The following is a 9916-nucleotide window of genomic DNA, read 5'->3' on the forward strand; positions in this document are numbered from 1 at the left end:
TGCGTTCCATAATACAGTAAATTTAGAATAAAAAATTAAACTTAAATTACTGTCCTATTTTTGGGGGAAATTATAAACTATGGTGGGGGGACTCTACAAAGCCAAGGATGAGCGGCGCGATTTAGGGTTTTATATTTTCTACATGGGCATCAACATAGGTGGGTTTTTGGCGCCCATTCTTTGTGGTTATGTGGGCGAAAAAATAAATTGGCACTACGGATTTGGATTGGCCGCAATTGGTATGTTTTTAGGACAATCGGTCTATGTGTGGGGACAAAAATTTTTGGTGCCGGTAGGGAACCTAATGTCAAAAAGTAATGCGGCTGATAAAGCCATATTAGATGCGCCACTAACCGATATTGAAAAAGATCGCGTAAAGGTTTTGTTAATTTCTTTTGTATTGATTATTCTTTTTTGGGCCGCTTTTGAGCAAGCGGGTGGCCTAATGAATCTATATGCTGAGCAAAAGACAAACAGGGATTTCTTCGGATTTTTTGTCATTCCCGCCTCCGTCTTTCAATCTATTAATTCCTTTTTCATAATTACGTTGGCCACCATTGTGGGTGCCTTTTGGCTTCGATGGCGCAAAAAAGGAAAGGAAGCTTCCTCCCTATTCAAAATTGCGGTAGGAATGGTTATTATGGCACTTGGATTTGGTTTTATGGCAGCTGCTTCCGTAGAATATACAGCCAATGGATCTTCTGCCATGTACTGGATCGTTTTGGCCTATTTGCTGCATACCATTGGGGAGTTATGTGCTTCACCGGTTTCACTTTCTTTTATTACCAAATTAGCGCCCTTAAAATATGCCTCCATTATTATGGGATTGTACTGGGCAGCAACGGGTTTGGGAAATAAAATTGCGGGGCTCATAGGAGAGGTATCTCAAAGCTTAGGCGAATTTGAAATTTTTATAGGCATCACCGTAGTTTGGTCTTTAATAGGAATTTTGGTAATCATCGGCTTAAAACCGCTGAAAAGATTAACGCACGGCGCTGAAGATGGCGAAACAAAAATGGAAACTATCGCCTAATACCGCCCAAGGTCACTTAAAATAAAATGCCCCCTTTTCGCCTGTAAAGTGAAAAGGGATTCTATTTTTTTTGCAGGTGGCACGCCATCTTTCTACATAACTTCTGTAATTGCTCCCGTCAGCAATAATCATTTCGGGTTTATGCGTATACAGCAGTCGATCCAAATTAATGGTAGGCGATTGACTAAGTACGAGGAATTCTATTTTTTGCGATCGCGGCACAATGGCCAAACTGTCAAGAATATAGATCTTTTTAGAGCCAAGCATATAACTGTTTTTAAGGGATTGGTACGCTACGTTACCTATTCGGGCACCAACGCGATACTCCTGTGCCAATCTTTGGGCTTGTAGGGTGTCCATGGCATAAACATGCAACTGTCCTGTCATTTGGTGTAATAGTACCGAATTTTTAGTTTGATGGGCAATTATAACAGCTTCCTTATGCTGTGCCTCATGATGCACATATATTGTCCAAATTTGAAAACAAATAATAGCCGATAGGGCCACCACAACACGCTTATAGGTTATTTTACTAAGCAGCAATGCCCCGGAAATAATAATGACATAACTTAACAAGAGTTGCAAGCCATCAAAAGAAATACTTTTGAACAGAAAGGATTCCTGCTGGGCTACCCAAGCAATAAAAGTATTCATGATGCGGATAACCGAATTGTAAAAAAGCACTAAAACCTCTGGTAATACTTGGCCTAGTGCAAGTATCATAATGACAATGCCTAAACCCAAAATAAGTCCCAAAAAAGGAATTATCCCCAGATTTGAAATAAAAAAAAGTGCGGGAAATTGATGGAAATAATAGAGACTTATAGGCAAAACCCCCAATTGAGCGGCAATACTCACAGACAGTAATTGCCACCCATTTTTAAGGATACCGTACTTTGGAGTTCCTAATTTTTGCAGCATAGGATACATCCAAACAATGGCAAAAACCGCAGCATAACTCATTTGAAAACCTACTTGAAAAAGGAACATAGGATTCACGAGTAGTATAAAAAACATGGAAAGCGCAAGGATGTTAAAGGTGCTCGTAGGCCTGTTGAGGTATTGCGCATAGGCTACAAAGGAAAACATGGTTACCGCTCTAACAATGGACGCAGAAAGACCTGCCAAAACCGCAAAGCACCAAAGGAAAAGCACAATAAGGAGTAATTTAAGTGTTCTGCCATTGGGTAAAAAAACAACCGGTTGCAAGACCCATTGTAGTAGCATGAGTATAACGCCTACGTGCAAACCGGATACGGCCAAAATATGTACAGCTCCGGCATTAATGTAATTGTCATACGTTTCCGGATCCATATCTTGTCGCTGGCCTAGGAACAATGCTTGTATAACTCCGAATTCTGCTGCACCAAAATTACGCTCCTGAAGTTTGGAGATTATGGTATTTCGCAAAACGGCTGCAAGACCGTATAGCGTACTGCCGGATGTTTTTGTAACTCGATATGTTCCGGCAGAAAGATAGAGTTGATGTGTAACCCCCAAATGGCGCAAGTATTTTTTGTAGTTAAATTGATAGGGGTTAAGGGGTGCTTTGGGCTCTTCGAGCATCGCGTGCGTAAGCAATACATCATCAATATGAAGCATTTCCCCAAGGGTATCTTTAGCCACATTTAAAAGTACTTTTCCTAATACTTTCTTTTCATCCATCCCCATAATTTGTGCCATATATCGATCCGAAAAGGCATTGGGTTTTAGGACTTCCTCAATTTTTAAATGATATAGATGTGCTTTTTCCTCTGCATAATGACTGTAATGATGGGACTTGTATTCGGGTTGGGCTAAGGCATACGTGAACATGCCTAAAAAAACAGACCCCGCAACTACAAGGATGCCAAAACGTACACTGTATTCCCTTTTTTTATGATAAAAGGCAAGACCTATGAGAACAATAAGAAGAGGTACTACACTGCGGTACGGGTCAAGACATAAAAAATGGTTTGCCATGATCCCCATGAGTAACCCTAGCGTTAATTTCACAGGTATAAACCGAAGCAAATCCATGAAACTAAAGGATTCGGGTGGCTTTTACAAAAGCATAATTCCAATACCCCTCTCGTAAGGAAGATACAATGACCCCACGGGAGGTCGTGGAATGTATAAATTTAATATCATCCCCCTCAACAGCAACCACTAATCCCACATGGTTAATTTTACCCCCACCCGTTTTGAAGAAAAGCAAGTCGCCTTTTGTAACTTCTTTAATTTTTATACGCTTGCCTTCATCGGCCATTTCATGAGAAATTCGTGGTAAATTGATATCGTGTTCTTTAAAAGAAGTAAACAAAAGGCCAGAACAATCCATGCCGTTTTTGGTATGCCCTCCAAACCGATACGGCACACCCGAAAACAGTAAGGCAGTATGTATCACTTCATCGGCAATACCACGAGGTTTTTCTAGAGCTTTGTCGGCCTCAATCGCAGTGGTTTCGGCCGGTACGTTGGAAGAAGCTGCAACGGTTATTTTGATTGGATCCTTATGAAAAGGAGAAGCGGTTTTTTTTGAAACGCCACAGGATCCAAGGCATAGCAAAAGGAAAATAAAAGGGAGTTTTCGTATCATCCAAGACTTCGTATCTATTCTTGGATATCAAATTTAAACATTTTCTACAATATATGTAGCTACTTTTTTACTTGCGCCCATACCTCCCAATTTTTTTTGAAGCTCGTCATAGGCCTCAATTTGTGCTTGGCGATAGGATCCGAGGAGAATTTTACCAAGTTCGGTACGTATATTTTTAGTAGTTAGATCGTTCTGTATAAGTTCCTTAACTACCTCGCGATTCATGATTAAATTTACCAAAGAAATAAACCGCAAGGTAATAATGCGCTTTGCAATTTGATACGACAGCCAATTCCCACGGTAACAAACCACCTGCGGTACTTTAAAAAGTGCTGTTTCTAAGGTAGCTGTGCCACTGGTAACGAGGGCAGCATGAGATAGGCTTAGCAAATCGTATGTTCTGTTTTGTACAAAACCCACTTCAGATTGGTTCAGAAATGGTTCGTAAAAACTGCGATCTAAGCTAGGTGCCCCGGCAATGACAAATTGGTATGCTGCGAATGACTTTTGCACAGAAAGCATACGCTTCAGCATTTTTTGTACTTCTTGTTTTCTGCTTCCGGGTAAGAGGGCGATGATAGGCTTTTTGGCGTCTAAACGGTGTTCCTTTCTAAATGCCCGATCGTCGACGTCGGATCGTACCCCAATCGCATCCAAAAGAGGATGCCCTACAAATTGTACAGGGAACCCGTGTTTTTGCTCGTAAAATTCTTTTTCAAAAGGAAGAATTACATACATCTGATCGATATCCCTCTTTATGCTATTTATACGACTTTCTCGTGACGCCCAAATTTGAGGAGAAATATAATATATAGTTTTAAACCCATTCCGTTTAGCCCATTTTGCAATACGCAAGTTAAATCCGGAAAAATCAATAAAAACCAGCGCATCGGGTTCAAAACTGCAGATGTCCTCTTTACAGAAGGCAATATTTTTAAAAATTTTTCGCACATTTAGAAGCACCTCCAAAAACCCCATAAAAGCCATTTCTTTATAGTGTTTTACCAAGTCGCCACCGGCTTTTTGCATTTGGTCGCCACCCCAGCATCGAATTTCGGCATGCGGATCTTCTTTTTTTAGCGCTTTAATGAGATTAGATCCGTGTAAGTCGCCCGAGGCTTCTCCTGCAATAATATAGTATTTCATGCGCCTAAATTTATAATAAGCATTCTCTAGTTCATTTTATTGCACAATAAAAAAATTCTTGAAACTGACTATCCCCGAGGCAAGCCATAGGGGTATTTCGCCAGTTTCATTTTGGCCTTTGGGCCAAAAACCGAAATTTTGTATTTCACCTCACCCGGAACTGCAAAAAGACAGTTCCGACCTCTCCAAAGGAGAGGTAAATAGGAAACCCCGACCCAAGGGTCGGGGAATCTTTAGATTAAAATACCTTGTAGTACAAGATTAACAATGCCGTAATTATGGTTGCTAATAGCACTCCACGGGCTCTATGATCTCGCTTTAGCTTTAAAAATCCAAAAAAAGCAGCTAAATTTAGAATGGCACCTAGTGCCAATAGACTTCCCACATGATCTTGTGCAACTGCAGCGCGATAGGTTTCTGCAATTCCCATATCGGAGAACAACAAAATATATAGCAGTGTGCCCAGTGTATTGGCAATAAGACCAACGGCCAAACCGATTCCTAATTCTCTTTTAACCATTCAAATTCCATTTGGTAAGTTGTTCAATAGTATGATGCGCCGTTAAATCGAACTGTGTGGGCACCACAGAGATGTAGCCTTGGCTTAATGCCCATTCATCGGTATCCTGCCCATCGTCTAAGAGTTCAAATTCGCCGGTAAGCCAATAATAATCCCTTCCGGACGGACTTCGGCGCTTATCGAACTTTTCTTTCCAATTGGCGCGCGCCTGTCGGCAAATCTTAATTCCCTTGTACTGAATATCGATTAGTTTAGGAATGTTTACATTAAGAACTACTCCTTGTGGAATTCCATTTTTTAAGGCTTCCCGTACAATTTTTTGAATAAAGGGCTTAGAGGGTTCAAAATCGGCCTCCCAGTTGTAGTCGCATAAAGAAAATCCAATGGCAGGAATACCTTCTATGCCTGCCTCAATGGCAGCACTCATAGTACCCGAGTAAATGACATTGATAGAGGAATTAGATCCGTGGTTAATGCCACTTATGCAAATATCCGGACGTTTTTCTAAAAACACTTGTAAGGCCATTTTAACACAATCTGCAGGGGTACCACTACAACTGTATTCTTCTTTGGCACCATGATCGGGATCCGGAATTACCTTTTTAGGATAAAGTGCATTATCCAAAGTTATGGCATGGCCCATTCCCGATTGCGGACTATCCGGTGCCACGACGACCACTTCACCAATCTCCTTCATAAAACGAACCAATGCCCTAACGCCAGGCGCACCAATGCCATCGTCATTAGTAACTAGTATTAGCGGTTTGTGCATTGCCATATAATTTATTGTACAAAAGTACGTTTTTCATAAGGATATGGACAGCCCTACGTTTAACAAAAAATTAATGACTTTGCTTTATGCTGGCATGGTTTTTTCTGTATCTTAGAGAATTCATTGCCTTTGTAGGTAGGCAAAAAGGAATCAGAACGATCCAATTTTTAGGACAAATACCTGGTTAAGAATACATAATAAATTAAAATAGATATGAGAAAGAATTTTGCTTACGCTCTATTGGTTATTCTTATAGCCGTTGCTTCTTGTAGTTTTACGCAAAAAAAGTTCGAGAATAATGACAAAGATAAATTGTTGTTAGAACTCATCACTTATGTATTGGAAAAGGGACATTATGAACCTAAAGCTATAAACGACGATTTTTCGGTACAGGTTTTCGAAGATTTTATTACTGTAGTAGATCCCACTAAAAGGTATTTTTTAGAAAGTGATATCAGCGAATTTGAAAAATATAAATTCCAAATAGACGATCAAATTAAGAATACCGATATTAGTTTTTTCAATCTGGTTTATGATAGATTGATGAAAAGAATGGATGAGGCGAAACAACTGTATAAAGCAGTATTGGATGAGCGATTTGATTATAGTAAGGAAGAGTTTATCAATATTAATTATGAAGAGCAGCCCTTTGCCACATCAAAAAAAGAATTGAAAGAACGTTGGAGAAAGCAATTGAAATACGCCACGCTAGGCACGTACGATTCCAAAATAAAGGCCAGCAAAGGCGAATTAGCTTCAGATGACGAATCACCTTCATCTACAGACAGCTCAGATAACAAAAAAGCGAAATCACCTACAGAAATTGAACAAGAAGCTCGGGAATCGACACGTACTACTCTAGATGAGTTTTTCGATTTTGTAGGCGAGTTGGAACGCAAAGATTGGTTTGTGCAATACATAAATACCATTGTTGAGGAGTTTGACCCCCATACCTATTATCTGGCACCCGATGAGAAAGAAAAATTTGACACCGGCATGTCCGGTAAATTTGAAGGTATTGGCGCACGACTTCAAAAGAAAAAAGATCAGACAAAAATTGTAGAAATTATCTCTGGTGGTCCGGTTTGGCTAAATCAACAACTGGAAGTTGGCGATGAGATTCTTAAAGTAGGTCAGGAAGACGAACCACCAGTAGATATTGTGGGTATGCGCTTAGATGATGCTATTAAATTGATAAAAGGACCGAAAGGCTCTGTGGTGAAATTAACGGTTAGAAAAGTGGATGGTTCTACGGAAATTATTTCAATTACCCGCGATGTGGTAGAATTGGAAGAATCGTATGCCAAATCTTCGTTGATTTTAAAAGAAGATCAAAAGTATGGTTTAATAAATCTACCCAAATTTTATGTGGATTTTGAAAATTATAACGAAAGAAATGCGGCATCCGACGTGGCCAAAGAAGTGGAACGATTAAAACAAGAAGGCGCAGAAGGGCTTATACTCGATCTTAGGGATAACGGTGGTGGTTCTCTTAAAACAGTTGTTGAAATGGCCGGGCTCTTTATAAAAGACGGCCCTATTGTTCAAGTTAGATCGTCTGGAAAAGGCAAAGAAGTGTATGAGGACAAAGATGAACGCATTCAATGGGATGGTCCTTTGGTTATTTTGGTAAATGAACTATCGGCTTCGGCCTCTGAAATTTTAGCTGCAGCCATGCAAGATTATAAAAGAGCCGTGGTTATTGGCAGCAGGCAAACTTTTGGCAAAGGCACTGTACAAAATGTAATTCCGTTGGATAATATTGTTCGTAGCAACGAACACGGAGATTTGGGTGCCATAAAATTAACCACTCAAAAATTTTATAGAATTAATGGAGGCTCTACCCAATTGGAAGGCGTTAAGAGTGATGTGGTAGTGCCGGACCGTTACAGCTATATTGATTTGGGTGAGCGCGATCAGAATAACCCCTTACCATGGGATAAGATTTCAGCAGCCAATTTTAAACCGTGGAATGGCTATATTGACTACGAACAGACCTTAACTAATAGCACAAGACGAATGGCAGCCAATCCGCAGATAAAATTGATAGAAGAAAATGCGCAATGGCTAAAAAATCAGCAAGATGAAACCATAGTGTCCCTAAACTACGAGACCTACAAAAAGGAAGAAGAAAAGGTAAAGGAAAAGTCGGTCTATTTTAAATCATTATCCGATTACAATTCCCGGCTTACGTTTAAATCTCCAAGTTATGAGGAAGCGCTCTTTACCAAAGATACAACCCTGCGAGAGAAGCGATACCGCTGGCATAAAGATTTAGCCACCGATGTGTATGTGGAAGAAGGTGTAAATGTACTAGAGGATTTAAAACTGAATAACATGAAGAACTCGAGTAAATTGGCCAGTGTTAAGGGTTAGAAAATCGTTCTATTTTAGAGATTGATTTAAGTTAGTGCTGGGACTGTAATTCGTATGACACGAGGAAGTTCCTTATACGTCAGCGGAGGATTTAAGTTTTTTAATTTTGAGCAAATTCTATTAGCGGGGTTATATTTCCGTTGTCAGCCTCTTTTAATGCTTTAATATATGCTCTTCTGGTTTCATCTGCTCTAACCATATTTGACTTGTGCCAACTGAAAATTTCTCTTCCGAAAATGGATTCAATAATTATATCAGCCATAATTCTGGAGTGCCTACCATTCCCATTAGGAAAGCAATGAATTGCTACGATTCGATGTTTAAATCTAATAGCAATTTCTTCAGGGGCATAAGTTTTGTTTTCAACCCAGTATGTGGTGTCATCAATTAGATTTTTCACTTCCATTCCTATTTTAGGCCATTTTATTCCAATGTTTTTATCCGTCTTTCTAAATTCGCCTGCCCATTTCCAAACATCACCGTACATTTTTTTGTGTACGTCTTTTATAAATTTTTCAGTCAATATTTTTTCAGGTTTTAAATTTGCTCTAATAGTCCATTCTACGGCTTTTTCAATATTTAACTGTTCAAATTCATTGAGTTCTTTTTGTGTTGTTATTGATTTTATTTTTAGCCCTTCCTTTTCTTCCTCGTCTAAAGGTGTTTGCCCATCTGTATATGTTAGATTTAGTCCCATAATGACCTTCTCATTTCCCTTTTTATTTCATTAGCTAAATCCATTATTGAATCACCGATTTTGTCTTCACTGATTCCCTGGTCCTCTAATTGCATATTTTGATTGGTTCTTAAAACAATTTTTCGAGCCAGCTCTTCCGCCTTTAAGTGGATTAGGTTTTCAATAGTACCATCTTTTGGAATATAGCCATAGACAAATTTCATATTTAAAGCATTCCCAACATCCTTTAATTTATTAATGGTTATCTGGCCTGTAGCTTCACGTTCCTCAATTTTTTGTATTGCTCCTTTAGTCAAGTCAAGTTTGGCTCCTAATTGTTCTCTGGTCATATTAAGAGTTGTTCTAATAGTATTTACCCATCCCTTTTGTGGAATCAGGACCATTCCGGCATCTTTAAAACCAGCCAATTTTTGGTCGAGCTGTTCTATGAGGAGTTTTTTCTTGTTTCTCATTTGTTAATTTTTATACATATAAGTATGTAAATTAAATCAAAAGTATCCAAATACGTATAAAAAAGCAAATAAAATAATATATATATGTATTCTTTTTTATTTTGAATTGATACAAATATGTATAAATCTATTCCGCGAAGTTTTAAACTTCGCAGTTCTACTACGTTTCAAAATAGGCATCGTTTGCATTATCACATAGAAGTCAGGGTATTTAGAGACAGATTTAAGTGAGGACTTAAATCGTAATTCGTGGGACACGAGCAAGATGTACTTTAGCCCCCAATAAGTTCGGAGTGATATTTTAAATTTCAAACTAATACATTTGAAAGATGAAATACAAGA

9 protein-coding genes are annotated in these 9916 nt (G+C 38.9%); 2 read left to right on the forward strand and 7 right to left on the reverse strand.

Translation table 11 applies throughout. The features are described 5' to 3' along the window. The first annotated feature begins 79 nt into the window (after nucleotides 1–79). Nucleotides 80–1033, forward strand: coding sequence for a peptide MFS transporter (locus tag U1E44_RS16375; protein WP_322932196.1), 954 nt, complete (start codon nucleotides 80–82; stop codon nucleotides 1031–1033). Nucleotides 1034–1045: 12 nt separating this feature from the next. Here the strand turns inward: U1E44_RS16375 and U1E44_RS16380 are convergent, their stop codons facing one another. The 5 genes from U1E44_RS16380 to surE form a co-directional block, all read right to left on the reverse strand. Then, nucleotides 1046–2995, reverse strand: coding sequence for a ComEC/Rec2 family competence protein (locus U1E44_RS16380; RefSeq protein ID WP_322932197.1), 1950 nt, complete (start codon nucleotides 2993–2995; stop codon nucleotides 1046–1048). 61 nt (nucleotides 2996–3056) lie between these two features. Continuing rightward, complete coding sequence (locus tag U1E44_RS16385; protein ID WP_322932198.1) at nucleotides 3057–3611, reverse strand: C40 family peptidase; 555 nt, start codon at nucleotides 3609–3611, stop codon at nucleotides 3057–3059. 33 nt (nucleotides 3612–3644) lie between these two features. After that, nucleotides 3645–4757: a lipid-A-disaccharide synthase gene (gene lpxB / locus U1E44_RS16390; protein WP_322932199.1), complete on the reverse strand. Its 1113-nt coding sequence runs from the start codon at nucleotides 4755–4757 to the stop codon at nucleotides 3645–3647. A 238-nt stretch (nucleotides 4758–4995) separates the two neighbouring features. Then, nucleotides 4996–5277 (reverse strand): hypothetical protein, encoded by a 282-nt coding sequence (locus tag U1E44_RS16395; protein WP_322932200.1) that lies wholly within the window; start codon nucleotides 5275–5277, stop codon nucleotides 4996–4998. Beyond that, a complete protein-coding gene (surE, locus tag U1E44_RS16400; RefSeq protein ID WP_322932201.1) occupies nucleotides 5270–6049 on the reverse strand; it encodes a 5'/3'-nucleotidase SurE in 780 nt (259 codons plus the stop codon). The genes U1E44_RS16395 and surE overlap by 8 nt, the downstream gene beginning before the upstream one ends. A 213-nt stretch (nucleotides 6050–6262) precedes the next feature. Here surE and U1E44_RS16405 point away from each other — a divergent pair, with 213 nt between their 5' ends. Beyond that, nucleotides 6263–8425: a carboxy terminal-processing peptidase gene (locus tag U1E44_RS16405; protein WP_322932202.1), complete on the forward strand. Its 2163-nt coding sequence runs from the start codon at nucleotides 6263–6265 to the stop codon at nucleotides 8423–8425. Between the two features lie 100 nt (nucleotides 8426–8525). On the opposite strand, the gene U1E44_RS16410 is transcribed toward U1E44_RS16405, so the two are convergent. Beyond that, nucleotides 8526–9122: a mobile mystery protein B gene (locus tag U1E44_RS16410; RefSeq protein ID WP_322932203.1), complete on the reverse strand. Its 597-nt coding sequence runs from the start codon at nucleotides 9120–9122 to the stop codon at nucleotides 8526–8528. Further along, nucleotides 9113–9574 (reverse strand): mobile mystery protein A, encoded by a 462-nt coding sequence (locus tag U1E44_RS16415; RefSeq protein ID WP_322932204.1) that lies wholly within the window; start codon nucleotides 9572–9574, stop codon nucleotides 9113–9115. Before U1E44_RS16415 ends, U1E44_RS16410 begins: the two co-directional genes overlap by 10 nt. Nucleotides 9575–9916 lie beyond the last annotated feature (342 nt).

Source organism: Aurantibrevibacter litoralis, assembly GCF_034651555.1.
Lineage (GTDB): Bacteria > Bacteroidota > Bacteroidia > Flavobacteriales > Flavobacteriaceae > Aurantibrevibacter > Aurantibrevibacter litoralis.

Bases quoted from the DNA above. Each gene is read 5' to 3' on its own strand.
- surE (WP_322932201.1), bottom strand. From the start codon at position 6,049: ATGCACAAACCGCTAATACTAGTTACTAATGACGATGGCATTGGTGCG.
- U1E44_RS16405 (WP_322932202.1), top strand. From the start codon at position 6,263: ATGAGAAAGAATTTTGCTTACGCTCTATTGGTTATTCTTATAGCCGTT.
- U1E44_RS16395 (WP_322932200.1), bottom strand. From the start codon at position 5,277: ATGGTTAAAAGAGAATTAGGAATCGGTTTGGCCGTTGGTCTTATTGCC.
- U1E44_RS16415 (WP_322932204.1), bottom strand. From the start codon at position 9,574: ATGAGAAACAAGAAAAAACTCCTCATAGAACAGCTCGACCAAAAATTG.
- U1E44_RS16375 (WP_322932196.1), top strand. From the start codon at position 80: ATGGTGGGGGGACTCTACAAAGCCAAGGATGAGCGGCGCGATTTAGGG.
- U1E44_RS16385 (WP_322932198.1), bottom strand. From the start codon at position 3,611: ATGATACGAAAACTCCCTTTTATTTTCCTTTTGCTATGCCTTGGATCC.
- lpxB (WP_322932199.1), bottom strand. From the start codon at position 4,757: ATGAAATACTATATTATTGCAGGAGAAGCCTCGGGCGACTTACACGGA.
- U1E44_RS16380 (WP_322932197.1), bottom strand. From the start codon at position 2,995: ATGGCAAACCATTTTTTATGTCTTGACCCGTACCGCAGTGTAGTACCT.
- U1E44_RS16410 (WP_322932203.1), bottom strand. From the start codon at position 9,122: ATGGGACTAAATCTAACATATACAGATGGGCAAACACCTTTAGACGAG.